Annotated in this window: 19 protein-coding genes and 2 pseudogenes; 10 read left to right on the top strand and 11 right to left on the bottom strand. The window is 37.6% G+C overall.

The features are described from left to right. Positions 1–171: 171 nt before the first annotated feature. From U5B17_RS05210 to purB, 4 genes are all read right to left on the bottom strand, one after another. Positions 172–408: a DMT family protein gene (locus tag U5B17_RS05210; RefSeq protein ID WP_430804316.1), complete on the bottom strand. Its 237-nt coding sequence runs from the start codon at positions 406–408 to the stop codon at positions 172–174. 241 nt (positions 409–649) lie between these two features. Then, positions 650–1,456 (bottom strand): hypothetical protein, encoded by an 807-nt coding sequence (locus tag U5B17_RS05215; RefSeq protein ID WP_430804317.1) that lies wholly within the window; start codon positions 1,454–1,456, stop codon positions 650–652. 1 nt (position 1,457) lies between these two features. Further along, positions 1,458–1,994: a KwaA family protein gene (locus U5B17_RS05220; RefSeq protein WP_430804318.1), complete on the bottom strand. Its 537-nt coding sequence runs from the start codon at positions 1,992–1,994 to the stop codon at positions 1,458–1,460. Between the two features lie 18 nt (positions 1,995–2,012). Next, positions 2,013–3,344, bottom strand: coding sequence for an adenylosuccinate lyase (purB, locus tag U5B17_RS05225; protein WP_430804319.1), 1,332 nt, complete (start codon positions 3,342–3,344; stop codon positions 2,013–2,015). A 99-nt stretch (positions 3,345–3,443) separates the two neighbouring features. Here purB and U5B17_RS05230 point away from each other — a divergent pair, with 99 nt between their 5' ends. Then, complete coding sequence (locus U5B17_RS05230; protein ID WP_430804320.1) at positions 3,444–4,571, top strand: RluA family pseudouridine synthase; 1,128 nt, start codon at positions 3,444–3,446, stop codon at positions 4,569–4,571. A gap of 40 nt (positions 4,572–4,611) precedes the next feature. After that, positions 4,612–5,190 (top strand): DUF6037 family protein, encoded by a 579-nt coding sequence (locus tag U5B17_RS05235; RefSeq protein WP_430804321.1) that lies wholly within the window; start codon positions 4,612–4,614, stop codon positions 5,188–5,190. Positions 5,191–5,426: 236 nt separating this feature from the next. Here the strand turns inward: U5B17_RS05235 and U5B17_RS05240 are convergent, their stop codons facing one another. The 4 genes and pseudogenes from U5B17_RS05240 to U5B17_RS05255 form a co-directional block, all read right to left on the bottom strand. After that, complete coding sequence (locus U5B17_RS05240; RefSeq protein ID WP_430804322.1) at positions 5,427–6,335, bottom strand: DUF6985 domain-containing protein; 909 nt, start codon at positions 6,333–6,335, stop codon at positions 5,427–5,429. Further along, positions 6,332–6,655 carry a hypothetical protein gene (locus U5B17_RS05245; RefSeq protein ID WP_430804323.1) on the bottom strand — a complete coding sequence of 108 codons (324 nt, stop codon included), beginning with the start codon at positions 6,653–6,655 and terminating at the stop codon, positions 6,332–6,334. Before U5B17_RS05245 ends, U5B17_RS05240 begins: the two co-directional genes overlap by 4 nt. 330 nt (positions 6,656–6,985) lie before the next feature. After that, a pseudogene (gene rlmN, locus U5B17_RS05250) lies at positions 6,986–8,098 on the bottom strand (dual-specificity RNA methyltransferase RlmN); the annotation flags it as partial. After that, a complete protein-coding gene (locus U5B17_RS05255; RefSeq protein ID WP_430804324.1) occupies positions 8,095–8,772 on the bottom strand; it encodes a purine-nucleoside phosphorylase in 678 nt (225 codons plus the stop codon). The gene U5B17_RS05255 and the pseudogene rlmN, both read right to left, overlap by 4 nt. A 159-nt stretch (positions 8,773–8,931) precedes the next feature. Between U5B17_RS05255 and U5B17_RS05260 the strand changes: the two genes are divergently transcribed. Further along, positions 8,932–9,537 carry a tetratricopeptide repeat protein gene (locus U5B17_RS05260; RefSeq protein ID WP_430804325.1) on the top strand — a complete coding sequence of 202 codons (606 nt, stop codon included), beginning with the start codon at positions 8,932–8,934 and terminating at the stop codon, positions 9,535–9,537. Positions 9,538–9,586: 49 nt separating this feature from the next. On the opposite strand, the pseudogene U5B17_RS05265 reads toward U5B17_RS05260, so the two are convergent. Together U5B17_RS05265 and hisF are read right to left on the bottom strand one after the other, a co-directional pair. Next, positions 9,587–10,270, bottom strand: a pseudogene (locus U5B17_RS05265) (aspartate/glutamate racemase family protein). Between the two features lie 76 nt (positions 10,271–10,346). Next, positions 10,347–11,105: an imidazole glycerol phosphate synthase subunit HisF gene (gene hisF / locus U5B17_RS05270; RefSeq protein ID WP_430804326.1), complete on the bottom strand. Its 759-nt coding sequence runs from the start codon at positions 11,103–11,105 to the stop codon at positions 10,347–10,349. 125 nt (positions 11,106–11,230) lie between these two features. Between hisF and rsmA the strand changes: the two genes are divergently transcribed. Genes rsmA through U5B17_RS05290 form a run of 4 tightly spaced genes read left to right on the top strand, consistent with a single transcriptional unit; the run spans position 11,231 to position 15,885 of the window. Continuing rightward, the gene (rsmA, locus tag U5B17_RS05275; protein WP_430804327.1) at positions 11,231–12,073 is read left to right on the top strand and encodes a 16S rRNA (adenine(1518)-N(6)/adenine(1519)-N(6))-dimethyltransferase RsmA; all 843 of its coding nucleotides are present in this window, start codon (positions 11,231–11,233) and stop codon (positions 12,071–12,073) included. Further along, complete coding sequence (locus U5B17_RS05280) at positions 12,057–14,141, top strand: ribonuclease J (protein WP_430804328.1); 2,085 nt, start codon at positions 12,057–12,059, stop codon at positions 14,139–14,141. The genes rsmA and U5B17_RS05280 overlap by 17 nt, the downstream gene beginning before the upstream one ends. Before the next feature lie 8 nt (positions 14,142–14,149). After that, entirely contained in the window at positions 14,150–15,112 is a 963-nt protein-coding gene (locus U5B17_RS05285; RefSeq protein ID WP_430804329.1) for a KpsF/GutQ family sugar-phosphate isomerase, read from the top strand. A gap of 8 nt (positions 15,113–15,120) precedes the next feature. Continuing rightward, complete coding sequence (locus U5B17_RS05290) at positions 15,121–15,885, top strand: pseudouridine synthase (RefSeq protein WP_430804492.1); 765 nt, start codon at positions 15,121–15,123, stop codon at positions 15,883–15,885. 54 nt (positions 15,886–15,939) lie between these two features. Here the strand turns inward: U5B17_RS05290 and U5B17_RS05295 are convergent, their stop codons facing one another. Beyond that, positions 15,940–17,286, bottom strand: coding sequence for an FAD-dependent oxidoreductase (locus U5B17_RS05295; RefSeq protein WP_430804330.1), 1,347 nt, complete (start codon positions 17,284–17,286; stop codon positions 15,940–15,942). A gap of 400 nt (positions 17,287–17,686) precedes the next feature. Here U5B17_RS05295 and metE point away from each other — a divergent pair, with 400 nt between their 5' ends. The 3 genes from metE to U5B17_RS05310 are packed head-to-tail and all read left to right on the top strand — an operon-like array spanning position 17,687 to position 21,403. Continuing rightward, on the top strand, positions 17,687–19,957 hold the full coding sequence (gene metE / locus U5B17_RS05300; RefSeq protein ID WP_430804331.1) for a 5-methyltetrahydropteroyltriglutamate--homocysteine S-methyltransferase: 2,271 nt from the start codon (positions 17,687–17,689) through the stop codon (positions 19,955–19,957). Between the two features lie 28 nt (positions 19,958–19,985). Further along, positions 19,986–20,453, top strand: a complete 468-nt coding sequence (locus U5B17_RS05305; RefSeq protein WP_430804332.1) for a hypothetical protein — start codon at positions 19,986–19,988, stop codon at positions 20,451–20,453. Between the two features lie 56 nt (positions 20,454–20,509). Beyond that, a complete protein-coding gene (locus tag U5B17_RS05310; RefSeq protein WP_430804333.1) occupies positions 20,510–21,403 on the top strand; it encodes a methylenetetrahydrofolate reductase in 894 nt (297 codons plus the stop codon). Positions 21,404–21,787: the final 384 nt, after the last annotated feature.

A 21,787-nucleotide genomic window follows, 5' to 3' on the forward strand; every position in this document is an offset into this window, starting at 1 on the left:
ATCTTTAAAAACATCATCAAATTTTAGCCATTTGGTAAAACTTTGTGATATTTTTGGATTGAGAATTTTGTTATTGAATTAGAGATTTTAGCAAAAACTTACTTAAAATCTTTGAAATATTTAGAGCTAAAAATTTCAATAACTTCCCCTAAATTTATTAAAAGTAGACTACTAAATATTATCTTTGAATTTTAACTGCCAAAGATCGAAGCTCCCGCCGTTTGCGGTGTAGCCTATACGATTGACTGGAGCTTGAAAGCAATACCAAAACACCACACACCAGCTGATAAGTATGGTGTAAAACAGTCCAAAATTGCTTGTGCTAAATTTAAAATGCCCATACCGCGTAAGTGTCATAAATATATTTGAACCTACGAGTAGGGCGATGGTATAGGTGGCGTTTAGCAAGTGATGTCCTTAGAATGTTGTCTTTTGTGGCGAAAAATTTAGCAAAATTTGGCTTATGAAATAATTTTTAGCTCAATTTTTAATTATCTTGAAGAATATCAAGCACAATGAGCTATGCTCTTAACATTACAAGTGGCATAAACAAAGGTTGTCAAATATTTGGCAAAACTCAAGTAACACTTGTTTAAGAGAATAGTTATGGCTTCTAAAATTTTGGGCCCAAAGCTCAAATAGTCAAAAACTAAAGTTTCTTAAATGAATTAGCCACCCTTTTTTCAGTATTAATGATAGTTTGGAAATATTTTTGAAATATAATATTATGTAAACTATCAATATCTTGTTTGGTTACAATTTTAATTTTATTATCATCAAAAATTTCAACATATTTATCGGCATATTGCTTATAAATTTTAAAATTTTCATTTAATATTTGTAGATTATCAATAATTTGTGCGATTTTTTGAAGTGATGTCTTTGGTAGTTTTTCTAAAATTAAAACTGGATTAATATTTATTATTTTATTTGCTTTAAATATCTGCAAATCTTCTTTGTTTGCCTCTCTATAATAGTGTGATAAATTTTTAAAAACCGCTGTTAAGTCACTAAATTTAAAAAAGTAAATTTTACCATTCATAAAAGCAATATCGGTTCTATCCTGCAATACAAGCACAGTATCTTTTGTATGAAGTGTTGCGGTATTTGAAAAAAGCCAAAATGGCTTGTCTATCAGATTGGTTTTAAAAATTCTTTGAAAAAAGATACTGTTTTGTTTGATAACAAAAACATATTCTAAATCCAAAAGATACTTTTTGCTAATATCATTAGCACTTGTTGTGTTTAATAGATTGCTTACAGAAAGACTTTCATCTTTATTTAGCTCAATAAAAAATATCTCATCTTCTTCTAGTTTATAACTTCCTTTTTCTTGCATAAAGTCAATCTTTTTTAGATTGTCTATTTTGTTATAGTTCCAAATATTTTTTATGTTAGCAGTTGCAACCTTATAAAATTTCTTTTTGCCTGAACCAAATATTGAAATTTCACTCATTTTAATCCTTTTGTAAAAATGTAAAATCATTTAGTTTTATTAAATTAGTTAATTGCCTATCACTTGTTTTTATTTTCTGTTTTGACATTAAAAATAATCTATAATTAGAATACTCTTTTTTTGGATTATCTGGGATATTTCCACCTTTGATACTAACTTCATAAAAGTTAAAACCAAAAAGAACAAATGGATTAAAAAAACTAAATTTGCATCTTTGAATTAAAATAAAAACCCCAGTAAAAATTATCATAAACAATCCCACTTCCGTGTTATCTATGCTTAAAGCTATAACAAAATATGCAACATATATAGGCACAAATTTTGGCTCTGCGATCTCAATAAAATCGCACATGGTGCTTTCCTGTCCATGCTCTTTTAGGCGTAGTATTAAAAATAAATTTGAATAAATAAAAGAGAAAACAAAAAGACCAAGAGCATAGTAAGATAAATGATTTTTCAGCAAAAAAACGATAATAATCGGGGAAACTGCTGAAAAAATATAAACCTGAGTACCAAATTTTATAACAAAATGTTTCATTTTTTTATTCTTTGGTTATTACTCCCCAAACACCCTAGCAAAAATTCTATCTACATTTTTTGTGTAGTATTCGTACTCAAAACACTCTTTTATCTCGTCTTCGCTAAGGCTTTTTTTAAGCTCCTCATCAGCTAGTAAATTTTGTAAAAATAAACTTTCGCCGTTTGCATTGAGTGCCGCTTTGCCAGCTTGCAAGTCCGCCCAGACCTTCATCGCGTTTCTTTGCACGATTTTATAAGCGTCTTCCCTTGATATACCACGCATCGGAAGCTGTAAAAGAACGCGTTGAGAAAAGACCAAACCGCCCGTGAGATTAAGGTTTTTCATCATATTTTCAGGATAAACGACAAGATTTTTTATGAGATTGCTAAGGCGTGCGAGCATAAAATCCGCAGTTATAAAGGCATCTGGTAGGATAAATCTCTCAACCGAGCTGTGGCTGATGTCGCGTTCGTGCCAAAGTGCGACATTCTCCATCGCTGGAGTGGCGTATGAGCGTAGCATTCTGCAAAGCCCTGTGATATTTTCGCTAAGCACTGGATTTCGCTTGTGTGGCATGGCACTTGAGCCTTTTTGCCCCGGGCTAAAATACTCCTCCGCCTCATAAACTTCGGTTCGCTGATAGTGTCGCATGGCAACGGCGATCTTTTCGCAACTTGACGCAAGTATGGCGATGGCGTTTAGTACTTGTGCGTAGCGGTCGCGCTGGATGACTTGATTTGACGCTGGAGCGACGCCAAGTCCCAGCTCTTCGCATGTAAGCTCTTCAAGCTCGAGCGGTGCATGAGCGAAATTTCCCATCGCTCCGCTTATCATGCCGACCGAGATGACCTTTTTAGCATGCAAGATGAGCTCTTTTGCACGTTTGATCTCATCGTGCCATATCGCCACAACTAGACCAAATGTGATCGGTTCGCCGTGAATTCCGTGGCTGCGACCGACCATAAGCGTGTTTTTATGCTCCGTGGCACGCAGTTTTAGTGCGTCAAGTAGCTCGTCGATATCAGCTTCGATAAGCTCGATACTATCACGGATCTGAAGGGCTACAGCGGTGTCGATACAATCGCTTGAAGTCATACCGTAATGTACAAATCTACTCTCTTCGCCAAGGCTTTCGCTCACACTTGTTAAAAATGCGATGACATCGTGCTTTGTAACCTTTTCTATCTCATCGATTCTACTCACATCAAAACTAGCATTTTTGCAAATTTTATCACAATCATCATCGCTGATAAAGCCTAGTTTATTCCACGCTTTTACAGCTGCCTTTTCGACTTTTAGCCATGCGTCGTATTTGGCCTGTATGCTCCATTTGTCGCTCATAATCTTTCGTGAATATCGCTCTACCATAATATGCCCTTTATTTGAAATTTTGTATAATTTTTAAGTTTTGATTATATAAAAATGGCTCTGAAAAGCTGGTTAAAATCTAAAAATAAAAGGAAAAATTTGCCCTATATAAATAAAAAAATAGCTCACTCAAATGGCAAAAAGGCGTATGAAATTTTGCTAGATTTGGGATATGATATGCGCTCGGCACAGCGTCTAATAGATCGTGCTAGACTTGCGTGTAGTGGTGAGATCGTGCGTGAGAAAAACGCTATCTTGCATGGTGATGTAACACTGATAGAATACGAGTGTAAGCCACGCGGGTTAAAGCCTATTTTTGAAACGGCGGTATTTGCGGTATTTGACAAGCCAAGTGAAGTGCTAAGTCATCCAAATGGCAGACACTGCGAATATTCGCTAAATGATGAAATTTACTCACTTTTTGGGCGTGAGGCGGCTGTGGCTCATCGGCTAGATAAAGAAACTAGCGGACTTATCGTCGTGGCAAAAAACAAGGCTTCACAAGTGGAGTTAAAAGGGCTGTTTGAGAGTAGGGCGGTGAGTAAGAGCTATCTAGCGATGGTACGAGGCAAGGTGTGTGTGAGCGAGCTTGTAGGGCGTGGTTTGGCGATGGAATTTAAGGCTTTAAGTGATGAGAAATTTTACACCGATGAGCTTGAGTGTATGAAAAGTGGTGATGAATTTGCTTTAAAGCAAGGTGAAAAATCGGTAAAAAAGTTTGGCGAAAATTTGGGGCTAAAATTTTTAGAGGGTGGTTTTGGCTCGTTGATACGCGATAGGATAAATTTTAACAATGAAATTTTTGTCGTAAATGCAAGTATGGGACTTGCGAAAAACTACGATGATGTAAAAACTAGAATGCAGATTTGCAGCAAGGCTCAGGGCGGCAAGAATGCCGTGACAGTCTTTGAAATGCTGTACTATGATGAAAGGGCGGATGCGAGTTTACTTCGATGCTATCCGCTAACGGGACGGCAACATCAGATAAGGTTGCATTTGTTTCACGTGCAACATAAAATTTTAGGTGAACCACTTTACGGGCTAAACCGTGATGATGTGATAAAAATTTTGGACGGCGAGATGGGCGAAAGCGAAAGAGTGGCAAAAACTGGTGCAAGTCGTCTAATGCTTCATGCAGATGAAATCGCCTTTGAGTTCGGAGGTGAGAAGTTTTATATAAAAAGTGCGGTTGATATTATGACAGAGTTTGAAAATGTTGTTTCATAAAATATTGGTATAATTATTGTAAAATATTAAAGGATATAAAATGTTTAAATTTACTGCATTACAAAATCTACATCGTGATATGAAAGTACAAAATGAAACTAGGACTATTTTTCCTTTTGAGTTTAATAAAAGACCATTTAGTTGTATATTTCTAACCGATATTGTTCCATATGAGTTATATTTGACATCTCTTGGAGATAGTCCATTTGTTATTAAGTTAGAAATTAAAAATGGGTATGTGGTTGAAAATTTTATAGATAACTATAAAGATTTAGTTCGATATTTAGGTATAAAATTTGATCCAAATTACACATTTAAACCTGTCGATTTTTTTAAAGCTTTAAATAATAATATCCCAAGAGTTTTTATGGGGCGACCAGACTACAAAGATATTTTAAGGACTGTATCCGCTAAAAAAGATATTGAAGATGTTAATAAAATTTATTTTTGCGGTTGGAAACAAAACAACATCAGGTATGTGACAAAACAAAACATTGAAAAGACAAGAGCTGTCTTTGGGGATCAGCAGGCAGAATTATGCAAAAGCAGAAATATAAGTTCTTGCTGGACAGACAAAGCAAAAGATGAGGATTTAAGTAAGATAAATAAAAAATTATAAACAAATACTATTTTACAAAATCCTTCAAAATCTATAAACACGGACATTCTATCATTTCTTTTAAACATCTCAGCAGTTCGTCTAAAAATGGCTTTTGGATTGGTGTGGTGTAAATTCCATATCCCGATAGATTTTAACACACCAATAAATCCCTTGAATTATTTCAGTTGAATAACCCTAGCTCAAAGCATGTTTTGTCAAAATTTGCATCAAAGCAACTTGTCCTAGCTTTAAATTTAGATACAAAATGCCCTTTCGGCTCCGCCTATATCTAGCACTTCGCTGCCTAGTGTCATCACGCCAAGTCCGTGTTCTGTGTCCCACGAGCAGTTAAATGAAAAGCCGATTTGCACCTTGCCTTGCTCGTTTGTTAGTAAGAAAATTTCTGTTAGTGTTAGTAGATTAGCAAAGCCAGAGATATCCGAAATATCAGGCATAAAATCAGCCTTTTTGCTCTCGTCATAGGCGTAAATTTCTTGCATTTTTGGATATTCGGTTAGCAGTTTTGTTAGTAAATTTGTTAGAATTTTTTGCTCATTTTGTTGCAAAAACTCAACTGCATTTTGCGTATTTTCATCTAAATTTTCCAGCTCTTCACCATACTCATCTATTGGTATTAAAGCGAAAACACCTGACTCTTCGCCAAAAAACTTCGCCCATATCGGTAAAGAAATTTTAAGCCGAACCCTAGTCGGTTCGTTGATTTTGACTAACTCACGTGGCGTTTCTAAGTGCTTGTTGAAAAATTCCATACACTGCCTAGATCTAGTAAAAATATACTCTGGTTCAGCGTCATAACATCGCCAAAAATGCTCCAACGCCTTGCTCTCGTTGCCACATCTAAGCCAGCATGCACCCTTGTAATACTCAGTAACATACGTAGCATTTCGTCCCGCAGATATGTGCCGATCACTCTCATCCATCCAGCGTTGCAGATTTCGCTCATCTTGCCTTGCAATAGACTCATTTATCATGCGACCTATCACGATATGGGCGAAGTGGTTTTTGTATTTTTCATCGTCTGCTTCTGCCCACTTTTGCTCGATAAATTTTACCACATCATCGCTTGTGATCTTGCTGGTTTTTAGCATCGATCGATCTAGAAAATCACTAATCTCATCCATCACATAGTCGGCATTTCTCACTGATTTTCCTTTATAAATTTTGTTATTATCTCACGCATATCTTGAAAATAGTCGGTAAATTTCTTATCTATTTTTTCGTAGTTTTTGATCTTATAAACATCATTTTTATCCCTATGACAAGCTATCAAAAATGTTGTAAAATGCATAATGTCAGCCACTTTTGCCTTTAAATTCGTATCTTTTATCTCATATTTTTGGCAAATTTTAATGATCTTTTTTAGCTGTTTTTCATCAAAAAACGCATCGTGATAGAGCAGATTGAAAAACGACTGATTGTTATCTCGGTCTATTTGTGAGCGCAAAAACTCATCATTTTTCATTTTCTTGCCTGTTTTTATCATCTCGCACGACCTTTATTATAAAGCTAACTCCTACTAACGCCACAACTGCTAAAAACGCAACCTGTGCTATATCTAAAACGCTCACGCCTTACTCCTTTTGCTTATGCTTTTGTTAGTGTTAGTTTTGTTTGAGATTTTATCTTTTGCTGTTTTTAAACTACTATCGTTAGTTATCTCGTTAGACTTTTTGTTAGCGGTAATGTTTGGCGTTGATTTGGCTGTCTTGGTTGAGTTTTTATTAACGGCGTTAGCTCTTTGTGAGTTTTGTTTTTGGCTTGTTTTGTTAGCGGTTTTTTGTGATGAAATTTCACTCACATTTTTACTAATGTTAGCTTGATTTGCACTAACAGCGTTTGGGTTTATCTGCTCCTTGCTTCGCTCTTTTAGCTGACCGCAAGCCGCCGATATATCAAGCCCTTTGCTCTGGCGGATCGTGCAACTAACGCCGTGAGCGGACATATAGTCTTGAAATTTTATCATCGTTTGGGTATCTGGACGAGCGTATGGACTGCCTTCATGTGGGTTAAAGTAGATGAGATTTACCTTAGCTTTGATACCGTGCAGTAGCTTCACAAGCGTTTTGGCGTCTCTTGTGCTGTCATTTAGTCCCTTTATGACTAGATACTCAAACAGCACTCGCTTACGCATATCCACTGGAAACTCACGCACAGCTTGCATCACGGCTTCGATGCTATACGCCTTATTTACAGGCATTAGTTTTGTGCGTAGTTCATCGGTTGTGGCATGTAGTGAGATGGCAAGTAGCACGCCTAGGTTTAGCTCTCCAAGTTTTTTTATCTGCGTGGCTAGACCGCTTGTAGAGATAGTTTGGCGACGTGCGGCGATAGCAAGTCCGTCATTTTCTTTTAAAATTTTAATCGCTGTTGCGACATTTGCTAAGTTGTCAAGTGGCTCACCCATACCCATATAGACGATGTTTATACGGCGTTCGTATGGTATGTTGTTTGCTTTTTTTATCCATAAAATTTGACCCACTATCTCGCCTGGAGTTAGATTTCGCGTAAGTCCGCCCTTTGCCGTCAGACAAAAGCTACAGCCCATGCGACAGCCAACCTGCGAGCTAACGCATATAGTGTAACGAGCGTGGCGTTTGATACCGCCGTCTTCGTGTGTTAGCTCCTCTTTCATCGGTAGCAATACGCTTTCTATGCGTGAGCCGTCAGTCGCTTCGAAAAGATATTTTACACTTTTATCTAGGCTTGTTTCACTTTGCACATATTTTAACGGCTCGAAGTGGAAATTTTCTTTTAAATTTTCACGCAACTCTTTTGGTAAATTTGTCATCTCATCAAAGCTATCGGCGTATTTTTTATATATCCACTCATAAATTTGCTTTGCACGAAATTTAGGCGTTACAAGCGTTTCTAACTCGTTTAAAGTAAGGTCAAGTATATTTTTCATATAAAGCCCTTCTCTTCAAGATAGTTATGTAGCATATCTTTTGCAAGGGCGTGATTTTTCACAAATTCGGTATGCGCGTTTGTGTCACAGAAATTTGTCGCGACAAAAATCCCTTTTGCGTCTATACCAAATTTCTGTGCAGTGGCAAGAACAGCGAAAAACTCCATATTTTCCGCATATGCACCAAGTTCAAAAAGCTTTTTGGCACTCTCTTTGTTTTTGGTTATGAAATTTGACGAGTTTATGAATGTTTCTTGTGAAACATCATTAAAAATATCTTGCGGAACAGGCACATAAGATTTATCGTCAAGTAGCGAAATTTCAATATTTGCAGCATTTTTACTTTCAAAAATTTCAAACAACTCGCCCTTTTGATACAGCCCAGCAGAACCAATAAAAATAATCTCACTAGGCAAGAAATTTCGCTCACTTTTTGTGTTTTTAGGGGTAAAATCAGCTAAAATTTTAGCCATATTTGTATCAGCTTCGCACTCTCTTTGTATTATTTTTGCTAAGTTTTCATCGCTATTTTCAAGGCTTTTTAACTCGTCAAAAAGGGCGAGTTTAGTTAAAATTTCACTCAGATTTATGCCACTTTGCACTAGCCCTATGCCGATTGGCGCAGCAAAATCAAAACTCTCACTCTCTCCAGCGCATACTATTAATCTAATCATTTTTGCCCTCATTTTAAATAGTTAAAATAATAGCAAAATAGTGATAAATTTTAGCTATTACTTGGTAAAATAGGTACAAAATATGCTAAATTTTAAACAATTTCACATTTAAAAAATGAAGTTTAGTAAAAATTTTATGGCATTTTAAAGGGGATAATTATGAGAAAATTGCTGTTGGTGGCGATTTTAAGTGCGATGTTTGGCGAGAATGTAACGCAAGAACAGCTAGATAAAGGAAACAAAAAGTGCCTTGCAGGCGAGTTTAGGACTTGCGGGACACTTGGTGAGCTGTATCAGTATGGTATATTTGGCGTGGCACAAGACTTTGCAAAGGCGGTTAAGTTTTACGAGATGGCGTGTGATGGAGGGTATTTTTCATCATGTACGAATCTTGGTTTTATGTATTACGAGGCACAAGGGGTTAAGGCTGATTATAAGAGAGCAAAAGAGCTGTTTAGCAAGGCGTGTGATAATGCGAACGCCCTAGGCTGTGTAAATCTTGGTGCGATGTATGAGCATGGCAGAGGTGTGCCACAAGATATGGCAAAGGCGGCGGCTTACTATCGTTTGACATGCGAGGCTGGGGTGCGTTTGGGATGTCATAATTTTGCAATTTATAGTTTTAATCAAAATGACAAACAGAGTGCAAAAGAGTACTTTAAAAAGGCGTGTGACCTTGGCAAGGACGATCCAGCAACACAAAATACACCAGATAATAAAGCTCGCTGGCAAAAGGCTTGTGATATGCATGAGGTGCTAAGGTAACATTTTTAGTTATATGTGTGATAGCTTTTGACATCTTAGCACTATTAAATTATAAAGCCAAATTTACAGCTTGTTCTATGTGAATTTGTGTAGTATGAAAAAGCAAAATATCACTGTCTTTTTACTATATCAAAAGTCCGATTTCAGTGCAGCCAAAAATCACTCCGCCAATCTCATTTGAGTGAGATTTTATAATTTGCAAAAAGCGATTTTTAGCACTTTGCGAGATCTCGCCTTTGCAAAGCTCATTAAAAATCGTATCATTTATAAATTTCATATCATTTTCATTTGGCACTACCACATTTACACCGCCATTTACAAGTGCCTCTTTGTAAAAATTTTCACGCATAGTATAGCTTGTACCAAGTAGCAAAACGCTTTTTACTTTGGCATTTTGCAGGGCTGTTAATGTAGTTGCGGCGATATGTAAGATGGGGATTTTTATGCTATTTTGCACTATATCATAGACTTTATGCATCGTGTTGGTGCATATAAGAATAAAATCCGCTCCGCCAAGTTCTAAAATTTTCGCGTGACCTGCCAAAATTTCACCTGCTTTTTGCCACTCGTTCTGCCTTTGGGTTTTTTCTATGGGTTCAAAATTCACGCTACTTAGTAAGATCTCAGCACTATTTAAACCGCCTAAACGCTCGTTTATAAGCCTGTTTATGCCGATGTAATAACTCACGCTTGATTCATAGCTCATTCCAGCGATAAGTCCGATTTTTTTCATATTTTTCCTTGTTGAAGTTTTGCCTAGGCGTTTAGCGTCTGAAATTTAAGTTTCAAATGCGAAAACTAGCCCAAAGCTAAATCCTAACACTCACACCATTTTCGCTCAAATACCGCTTCAAAGCCAAAATTTCAATCTCTTTAAAGTGAAATATACTTGCCGCAAGAGCTGCGTCAGCTCCAGCTAGAAATGCGTCTTTAAAATGCTCCATACTCCCAGCGCCACCACTTGCGATGACTGGGATATTTAGCTCACGACTCATTTGTCCTGTAAGCTCTAGCTCAAACCCAGCCTTCGTACCGTCTGCATCCATGGAAGTTAGCAAGATCTCTCCAGCCCCTCGCTCTTGCACCTCTTTTGCCCACGCAAAGGCATCCAGTCCGGTATCTACACGACCGCCGTTTATGAAGACATGATAACCTTGCTCCGTTTTTTTTGCGTCAATCGCTACGACCACACACTGAGAGCCAAATTTTTTCGCGGCTTCATCGATTAGTTTTGGATTGTGAATAGCGGCTGAGTTTAGGCTTACTTTATCGCAGCCCACATTTAGCAAAGCCGAGATATCATCGACCGAGCGTATGCCGCCACCGACCGTTAGCGGGATAAACAGCTCCTTTGCGACACGAGCGACGACATTGACAATGGTTTTGTTTCCAAGGTGTGTGGCGGTAATGTCAAGAAAGCACAGCTCATCTGCACCCTCGGCGTTGTAGCGTTTGGCAACTTCGACTGGAACACCAGCATCGACGAGTCCTACAAAATTTACACCCTTTACGACACGTCCGTCTTTGACATCAAGGCAGGGGATTATGCGTTTTGCAAAGTGGTTCATTTTGTATCCTTTTTTGGATATTGTAGCAAAAATAGGCTTATTTTGTTTGTAAAAACTTTATATTTTTAACTAATTTACTTTTAATAAAACTTTTGTAAGTATTTTTTGGATACAATCGGCAAATTATGTTAAAAGCAAAGAAAAAATTTGGTCAAAATTTCTTAAAAGATGAGAGTATTTTAGCAAAGATCATCCAAGCGATACCCAAGCAAACGACGCCTGATTTTGGTGGGCTAGTTGTGGAGATTGGGCCTGGCTTAGGTGATTTAACTTCTTGGCTATTAAAGAGCGGATATAGCGTGAATAGCTACGAGATAGATGACGATCTCGTGCCATATTTAGAGCAAAAATTCGCAAATTTTGCCAAAGATGGACGATTTAAACTGATACATAAAGATGCAAATTTAGCATGGGACGAGCAGGGTAGCTTGCTTGATATACCTTATATAATGGTTGCAAATTTACCTTATTATGTCGCAACAAAAATGGTACTAAACGCACTTAAAGATGACTTTTGTGTTGGCGTGATAGCCATGGTGCAAAAAGAGGTCGCGATAAAATTTGTCTGTAAGGGCGGAGAGAGCGAGTTTAGCTCGCTTGGTGTTTTAGCACATATTAACGGCAGGGCGGAGCTACTTTTTGATGTGACTCCTGAGTGCTTTGATCCAGTTCCAAAGGTAATGTCGTCAGTTTTTCAAATAAGCAAAGAACAAAAGCTAATCGCACCAGATGGGGTGTTTGAAAGCTTGAGTGAGTATGAGAAATTTCAGAGCTTTTTAAAGAGCTCTTTTAGCTCGCCAAGAAAGACTTTGCTTAAAAATTTAAGCCAAATTTGCGATAAAGCTTTTATAAATGAAGCATTTGCGAGTTTAGAGCTTAGTCAAAACATTCGTCCGCATGAGTTAAATGCCTTATTATATTTAAAAATTTACAACATAATAAAGGCAAAAAATGAGCGAAAACAATAACGAGGTAACTGGAACGAGCAAGGCAAATAAAAAACGCCGCTTTCGTCCAAAAAATAAAAACAAACAAGCTAACGCGACTAACACAAGTACAGCGTTAGTTAGTACACAAATACAAAGTGTTGTGGATAACTTCTTTGCAGCACCTTTTGATGATAGCAAAAAGTCTGAAAAAACAACTCAAGATAATACTAACAAACAAAATAACAAAAGGCATAATACTAACCAAAAAGAGCAAAATCCTAACAAGCCAGAACAAAAACAAAACGAAAAAAAGAAAAAAATTCGTAAAAATTTACCAGCTAAACTAAATGGCAATGAGCCTTGGCAGCAAGATATAGCTTCAGCTATGCAGGCAAATGAGGCTGCTCATCAGTTAATACTTGAACCATTAAAATACCTAAATTCAAGTGATCATAGGATTCGTGTGATACCGCTTGGAGGTCTTGGTGAGATAGGCGGCAATATGACTATCTTTGAGACCGATACAAGCGCAATAATAGTCGATATAGGCATGAGTTTTCCAAGTGAGAGCATGCACGGAGTTGATATACTTATACCTGACTTTGATTATGTAAGAAAGATAAAGGATAAGATAGCGGCTATCATCATAACTCACGCACATGAAGATCATATCGGTGCAGTGCCTTATTTCTTTAAAGAATTTAAATTCCCTATCTATGCTACGCCACTTCCGCTTGGTATGATAAATAACAAATTTGAAGAGCATGGACTTAAGGGTGAACGCTCGCTATTTCGCTCAGTAGAAAAACGCAAGCCTTATCTTATCGGTGATTTTGAAGTTGAGTGGATACATATAACTCACTCTATCATCGATGCCTCAGCACTAGCTATAACAACAAAAGCGGGCACGATAATCCACACTGGAGACTTTAAAATAGACCATACTCCAATAGATGGTTATCCAACCGATCTTGGCAGGCTTGCTTACTATAGTGAGCGTGGGGTGCTATGCCTTATGAGTGATAGTACAAATAGCTACCGAGAGGGCTTTACAAAGAGCGAAAGTAGTGTTGGTAAAACCTTTGATGCGATATTTTCAAAATCAAAAGGTCGCGTAATAATGAGCACATTTAGCTCAAACATTCACCGTGTTTATCAGGCTATAGAGTGGGGACTTAAATACAACCGCAAAGTCTGTGTTATTGGTAGAAGTATGGAGCGAAATTTATTTACAGCTATGGAGCTTGGATATATAAAGCTAGATAAAAAAATCTTTATCGATGCAAATGAGGTTAGCAAATTTAAAGATAATGAAGTGCTTATCGTGACAACTGGCTCTCAGGGAGAAACTATGTCAGCACTTTATCGCATGGCAACTGATGAGCATAAGTATATAAAGATAAAACCAACCGATCAGATTATCATAAGCTCAAAAGCTATACCTGGTAATGAAAATAGCGTCTCAACTGTATTAAACTTTTTAATAAAATCAGGCGCAAAGGTTGCATATCAAGATTTTAGTGAAATCCATGTTAGCGGACATGCTGCACAAGAGGAGCAAAAACTTATGGTAAGACTTGTAAAACCTAAGTTTTTCTTGCCAGTTCATGGAGAGTATAATCACATCGCAAAACACAAAGAGACGGCTGTAAGCTGTGGTGTTGATGAGAGAAATGTGTATTTAATGAGTGATGGTGATGTTGTTGAGATATGTCAAAAATATATGAAGCGTATTCGCACTGTAAAAACAGGCAAGGTATTTATAGATAATCAAATCAACAAACAAATCGCCGATGATGTTGTTATCGATAGGCAAAACTTAGCCGAAGCTGGCGTTGTGATGATTATCGCACAAATCTCAAGCCATGAACAAAAGCTCATCGGAAAGCCGCGTGTTATTAGTTACGGGCTTGTTGCAAATAAGCAAGATGCTGAATTTAGTCGCGAGATGCAAGAAATTTTGGTTCAATTTTTAAGTAATGTCAAAGAGGAGCTTTTAAAAGACAATAGAATGCTTGAAAGCCAGATCAGGCAAGTTATACGCAAACACATTTTTAGAAAAGTGAAAAAGTATCCAACTATCGTTCCGATAATATATGTGATGTAGGGATAATAATGAACGAGCTTATAAAAACTGCACAAGAAGTTTTGAAGCTAGAGGCTAGCGAACTAACAAGAGCAGCGCAAAATTTAGACATTGGATTTGCACAGGCGGTAGAGCTACTTTATGCCTCAAAAGGCAAAGTAGTAGTAACTGGAGTGGGCAAGAGTGGGCATATAGGCGCAAAGATAGCCGCAACACTGGCAAGCACTGGAACGCCAAGCTTTTTCTTGCATCCAACAGAGGCCATGCACGGTGACCTTGGCATGATAGGCAAAGATGATATCGTACTTGCTATCAGTTTTAGCGGAGAGAGTGATGAGTTGGTTAAAATTTTGCCACACATTAAGCGCTTTGGTGTTAGTATAGTTGGCATGGCAAAAAGTCACCAAAGCTCGCTTGGTAAATTTTGTGATGCATTTGTTAGCATAGATGTTAGTAAAGAAGCTTGCCCTTTAAATGCTGCACCTACAACATCTACAACATTAACACTAGCGTTAGGAGATGCGCTAGCTATTTGTTTAATGCAAAAACGGAATTTTAAGGCGGAGGATTTTGCAAATTTCCACCCGGGCGGAAGCCTTGGCAAGCGACTTTTTGTAAAGGTAAAAGATATAATGCTAACACAAAATTTACCTATCGTTAGTGATAATGTTAGTTTAAAACTTGCTATAGATGCGATGACTCACGGCAAAATGGGCAATGTTTTGCTAACTAACGAAGATGGCTTGTTAGTTGCAGTTTTAAGTGATGGCGATCTTAGGCGAGCTTTGATGAGTGAAAATTTTAATATAAATGAAAAAGCCATAAACTATGCCACTAAAAATCCAAAAGTATTAGATGATGAAAATATGCTTGCTATTGATGCGCTTGCCTTGATAGAAAGGTTTAAAATTCAGCTTCTTGTCATCGCTAGTGAGGGCAAAGTAAAAGGCGTGCTTCATATTCATGATTTAACAAGTTTAGGATTAAAATAATGCAAAAAATGCGAATAAATAAATTTATCTCTCATAACACAAACTACTCACGCCGTGAGGCTGATGAACTCCTAAAACAGGGTAAAGTAACGCTAAATAATAGAGTTGTTAGTGATATAGGCATTAGCGTTAGTGAAGATGACAGGATTAAGATAAATGGGCGATTGATAAAGTTTAAAAAAGAATTTACCATGCTCGTTTATCACAAACAAAAGGGCGAACTAGTAACCAAAAGCGACGATCGCGGTCGAAAGACGATATATGATAACTTGCCTCGCGGCTTTTCAAAATTTGTTAGTATCGGACGGCTTGACTATGCTAGTGAAGGGCTTTTGCTGCTCACTGATGCACCTGCTATCGCAACTGCTTTGATGGCTAGCGACATCGAGCGAGAATACTATCTAAAAGTAAAAGGCGAGATCACAGAAGAGGTCAAAACTGCGATGAGAGAAGGGTTTTTTGCAGCTGATGCAACTAAAGGCGCACATGCCAAAACTACCATAAAATCAATGGAATTTAAGCCATTTGTGGCATTTGACATCTTTGGTAGTAGTGGTGGCTATACCAAACTTCGAGTTATGATAAATGAGGGTAAAAACCGTGAGCTAAGGCGATTTTTTGGCTATTTTGATCTTGAGGTTGTAGAGCTAAAGCGTGTTGCGTTTGGCAGGGTTGATCTTGGGACTTTAAAAGAGGGTAAGTGGCGATATTTTAATAACAGCGAATATGATGATTTGCGGGATTTTCTAAAAGTAAATAAAATTTACTACTAACAGAAAAACTAACTAACACTTATAAACTTAGTGTTAGTTAGTGTGCTTAAAGATTTAGCTTAAAAGCTCTTCGTTAAATTTTTGCTCATCAAAATTTTTATCAAGATATTTACAAATTTCTAAAAGGTCACGGCGTGCTGTGTCAAAACAGCTAGTAGCTCCTGGGCTTGGCGTCATATTAAAGACTATACCATCGTTTGTACTAATGCGCCCTTCGCCAAGCTCAAGCTGCTTTGTGTGCCTGTTTATGACCTGTGGTCTTACTCCGCCAAACCCACTAGCATAGTATATATCCTCCTCTTTTAGGCTAGGCACTATCTTTCTAGCATCTTTTATAAATTCCTTTTTATTTACTAGTGGAATTTCAAATAAGAAATTTCTTAAAACATATCTCCTGATGTCAGCATCTTTTATCAAATTTATAAAGACTTCAAGTACATTTTTATCAAATTTTAAAGAGCTTAAAAACTCTAAAAAGCTAGAGTTTCCGTGATAGCGCTCAAGTTTTGGCATGACAAGCGCTGTTGGACCAAAGCGAGTGTTGCCACTGGCTAATATATCTGGGTCACCATGAAGTGCTGCAAATGGTAATTTATTATTTTGCACCATATAAACTTTGCCATTTAAAAGGCGTTTTTTTGTTAGATAAAAGCTACCAGCCACAGGCAGCGTACTAAGGTCTAGCCCATAACCCATTTTGTGCGCTAGATAAAGAGAGTGACAGCCAGCATCTACGACTACATAGCTAGCGCTTATGGCTTGCTTATCGCTCGTTTTTAGGTAAAATGTATCGCCTATTTTTTTAATCTCTTCAACATTGCAATTTAGCTCAAGTTTAAAGCCTTCTCCACCTAAAATTTGGGCATTTTTTACAAGCGAGTTACACATCGCACCAAAGTCCATTGTGGTATAAGCACCATTGTGAGTACCCATGGCTACGATATTCTCTTTACGCTCCGAGCCATCTAGCTCAAAGACTACGCTAGGTTCTATCTGTTTTAGATCCTCTTTTTCATAAAGCTCAAGATATGGGTAAATTTCTTTAAATTTTTCATATCTAGCTCTAATATTTGAGACCTCTTTATCTCCAACGGCTAAGACCATTTTTTGATGTGCAAACATAAATTTCCCATCATAGCCGTGCTTTAGGGCGTAATTTACTGGCATTTTAGCTATTTGTGCGACACTCTTAGCCTTTTCAAAGCTATAATTTGTCTCTATATCTCCGCAGTGTATTGTCTGTGAGTTACATCTACCATTTGAGTTTAGCGTCGCAACCCCCTCATATTTTTCCAAAAGTGCAACATTTTTTATATCTGTAAAAGCTGCTAGCTCATAAAATAGTGCGGTTCCGCTTGTGCCAGCTCCTATGATAACTACATCAAAATGCCTATTTTGCATATTTGCCCCCAAGTTTTATTGTGGGCAAATTGTAGTCATAAAAAGCTTTAAAATAGCCTAAGTTTTTGTTTTAATTTTAAAACTTTTTTGAAAAAATTTCGCAAAATTTTAAAATTTACTTTACAAAAAAGGCAAAAAATATTATAATTACGCAAAACTTACATAACGAGGAAAAACTATGCGTCGTCCCATGTCAAAACAGAGTAAAGAGAGCTAAATTTCGCGCAAATTCATACTTTTGTAAGGTTAAAAATTTACTCAAGCTCACTGCTCATCTAATCGGAAAAGAATACTATAAATTCCACTTCTCACTACGAAAATCTGGCTGTCATCCACCTTTTAATTCAATTTTTTAACACTTTAAAAGATATTAAAAAATATAAAATTAAAAGGAACAAAAATGATAAAATCTTATGTTACAGGTTTTCCAAGAATAGGCGAAAAAAGAGAGCTTAAACGCGCACTTGAAGGGCTTTGGAGTAAAAAAGAGGGCTTTGATGAAGCAAAGCTTGAAGAGACAGCAAAGACACTAAAAGCACGCCACTGGGGCTATCAAAAAGAGGTTGGCATAGATCTCATCTCAAGCAACGACTTCTCGCTTTACGATCTTATCCTTGATACGATTTACGCGCTTGGGTGCATTCCATTTAGATTTCGCGGGCTTAGCGGGCGCGAGCTATACTTTGCGATGGCAAGAGGCGAAAAGTCGGCCGTGGCTATGGAGATGACAAAGTGGTTTAACACAAACTACCACTACATCGTGCCAGAGCTAAACAAAGAGACTAAATTTAGCCTAAATAGCGAAAAAATCATCGCTGAATACAACGAAGCAAAGCAAAACGGCATAAACACAAAGATAAACCTAATCGGCCCTATCACATTTTTAGCACTATCAAAGACTACAGATGATAGCTGTGCGTTTTGCCATTTAGACGCTGTAGTAGGCGAGTATGCAAAGCTTTTAGAGCAAATTTCAAAGCTTGATGATGAGGTGTTTGTACAGTTTGATGAGCCGATATTTGTAACGGATAAGGGCGACGCACTAAGCGATAAGATCGCACCCGTTTATGAGAAATTAACAAGCGTTTCAAGTAACATTAAAATCATATTCATGACATACTTCGAGCACGCGCTAAGTGCGGTAAATGAGGTACTAAAGACTAAAATTTACGGTCTTGGACTTGACTTTATACATGGCGCAAAAAACATACAAGCTTTGCCAGCTCTTGCAAACTCAGATGTAAAGCTATTTGCTGGCGTTGTAGATGGTAGAAATGTTTGGAAGGCAAACATTGATGAGAAGGTAAAATTTGTAAAAGAGCTTGAGAGTAAGCTTGGTGGCAAGGACTTTTATATCGGCTCATCTTGCTCACTGCTTCACGTGCCATTTACCCTAAAATACGAAGAAAAACTAAACGATGAAGTAAAAAGCTGGCTAAGTTTTGCGGTTGAAAAACTAAGTGAAATTTCTATCATCACAAGCCTAGCAAACAACAAAGAGCTATGCGAAGTCGCAAGCAAAATTTACACTCAAAACAAAGCGAGTGCAAACTCTCGCGCAAGCTCAGCTTTGATACACGATAAAGCAGTCAAAGATCGCGTGGCAAATTTAAGCAAATTTGAGCGTGATATGAGCTTTGATGAGCGTATTAAGATACAGCAAAAAGCCCTAAACTACGGCGTTTTACCTACGACTACGATAGGAAGTTTCCCACAAACCGTTGAACTTCGTGTGTTGCGTCAAAATTTCAAAAAGGGCGAGATCAACGAGGCTGCTTATAACGATGGTATCAAAGCCTACATTGATCACTGCGTGAAATTCCAAGAGGACTGCGGACTAGATGTTTTGGTACATGGTGAGCCTGAGAGAAACGACATGGTGGAGTACTTTGGCGAGCAGATAAAGGGCTATGCGTTTAGCGAAAATGGCTGGGTGCAAAGCTACGGCAGTCGTTGCGTGAAGCCACCGCTTTTGTTTGGCGATGTGAGCCGCCTAGAGCCAATGACTGTGGAGTGGATACGCTACGCGCAAAGCAAGACAAACAAGATAATGAAAGGTATGCTAACAGGCCCTGTGACTATGCTAAACTGGTCTTTCGTGCGCGATGATATAAGCCGTGCCGAGGTGGCAAAACAGCTCGCACTTTGTATATATGATGAGATAGCAGACCTTCAAGATGCAGGCATTAAAGTTATTCAAGTAGATGAGGCGGCGTTTAAAGAGGGCTATCCGCTAAGGGCTGAAAATATCGGTGCGTATGAGAAATTTTCAGTAGATTGCTTTAAGCTCTCAGTCGCTTCTGCACGCCCTGAAACACAGATCCATACGCATATGTGCTACTCTGAGTTTAATGATATTATAAAAACTATAGAAGCTATGGACGCTGATGTCATCTCGATAGAAACGGCACGCTCAGGTAATGAACTGCTTAAAATTTTTAAAGCAGTAGGCTATAAGCAAGAGGTAGGTCCTGGTATTTACGATATCCACAGCCCAAGAATCCCAAGCGTAGATGAGATGGTCACACAGATAAAAGCACTGCTTGAAGTGCTTCCAAAAGAGCAACTTTGGATAAATCCAGACTGTGGACTAAAAACTAGAAAATGGGAAGAGGTCGAACCAAGCCTTAAAAATATGGTCGAAGCGGTTAAGATCGCTAGAGTGCTTTAAAAATTTATTTTTACCTGAAAGGATTGTTATGAAAAAATTTATTGTTTTTTGCATTTTTGGATTAGTGTTGGTTGGATGTGGTGCTGGACGTAGCTCAATACCTCTAAACAAAGGTGCATTTACCCAAAAAAATGAGTATAGTATAACCGAGTTTTTAAATTCAGAATATGCCAAGAAAAATATTAAAAACTTAGATAAAGTAGGACTTGAGTTTGGCTCAAATGAGCAAAATAAAACCATAATAAGAGCGGATGTAAAAGTACAAAAATATGTAACAGCATATGGCACAGAGAATATTAAGGAAGCTTGCGCTGAAGCGCTTGTTGCTATTATAGATCGGTATGTAAGAGAGGCTGTAAAGAGAAATGGCGATGTGGTAAATATTTCTAGTAATTGGCGTGGTGTCGTAGAGCCATTAAATGACGATAAGTATATATGCATGTCATCAAAAAGCAGTGTTGGCATTATGATAAAAGCCGATATTGCACAAAAATAAGAGTATATAAGTGAGTCAAGAATTATAAAACGGCTCACTTAAAATTGTAGAAAATTATGCTAGAAAAAAAAATTTTAAACAAAGAAAAAGGGCTAGTTTTATACGCTCTAACCCCTCCAAAGGCTGAGTTTGAGGAGGCGAAACTTCGTGAAATTTCAAATCGCTGGACGGATCGCATAAATGACATAAACGCCGATGGGCTGGTGCTTTACGAGGTGCAAGATGAGAGTGAGAGAAATGAGAGTGAGAGAACATTTGAGTTTAGTGGGACGTTAAGTCCACAAAGATATTACTCAAACTACTTAAATGTCAGCACAAAGCCAGTGTTTTATAGGGTCGCTGGGGCGTATGATGAGAGCAGTTTTCGCAAATCTTTAAAACAACAAAGCGCAAATTTGAATGTCTTGGTTGGCGCCACGCACTCGCACCAAAGTGTGAGCTTAAGCCTACAAAGGGCGTATGAGATAGCGTGTGAGTTTGATGAGCTTGTGGTTGGTGGGGTTTGCATAAGTGAGCGCCACGCCAAAAAGGGCGATGAGGTGAAGAGAATGCGTCAAAAGCTAGAAATGGGGGTAAAATTTTTCATCTCACAGGCGATATTTGATATTGAACTTACGCATAAATTTTTAGCCAGTTGTGCTACGGCAAAGATTGATGTGCCTATATTTCTCACATTTTCAACTGCTGGCAACCCAAAAACACTTGAATTTATCAAGTGGCTTGGCGTTAGCGTACCAACAAGCATTGAAAATAGGCTAAATAAATCAAGTGATTATCTAAATGAAAGCGTGCAAATTATCAAAGAAATTTATAGTGAGCTTAGAGAATTTGGCGATAAAAATGGGCTAAATTTAGGCTTAAATATAGAAAGTGTAATGGCAAAACGAGCCGAGATAGAGGCTAGTTTAGCACTTTGTAAGCAGTTAAAAAATACAAGGAGACTAATATGAAAAAGTTATCATTAATTATGTTGCTTTTGGAGAAATTATAGCTGGAGTTCCTGATAATGATTGTCCCAGTATATTATTAGGCTGTAACCCTAGTAATGAATATAAAATGCCATGTGGCAAAGGTAGTCTTGATAGAATATTGGGTAGAGACCCTAAAACTGGTAAAGTAGAGCCATTTGGAGATGTAAGTTATGATGAGAGAATGCTAAAAAGAGCTAGAGATAGTAACTCAAAGTAAAAACACTCAAAAAATAGAAAATGCAAAAGAAAATTTACAAGATAAAGAAAGAGATGTGGAACTTTACAAGGCTAAAGTAGCTGATTTAGAAGCCAGAAAAAGCAACATAGAAAAAGGAAGAGTAAGAAAACAATAAAATTTCTTAT

The organism is Campylobacter australis (genome assembly GCF_050586305.1).
Lineage (GTDB): Bacteria > Campylobacterota > Campylobacteria > Campylobacterales > Campylobacteraceae > Campylobacter_A.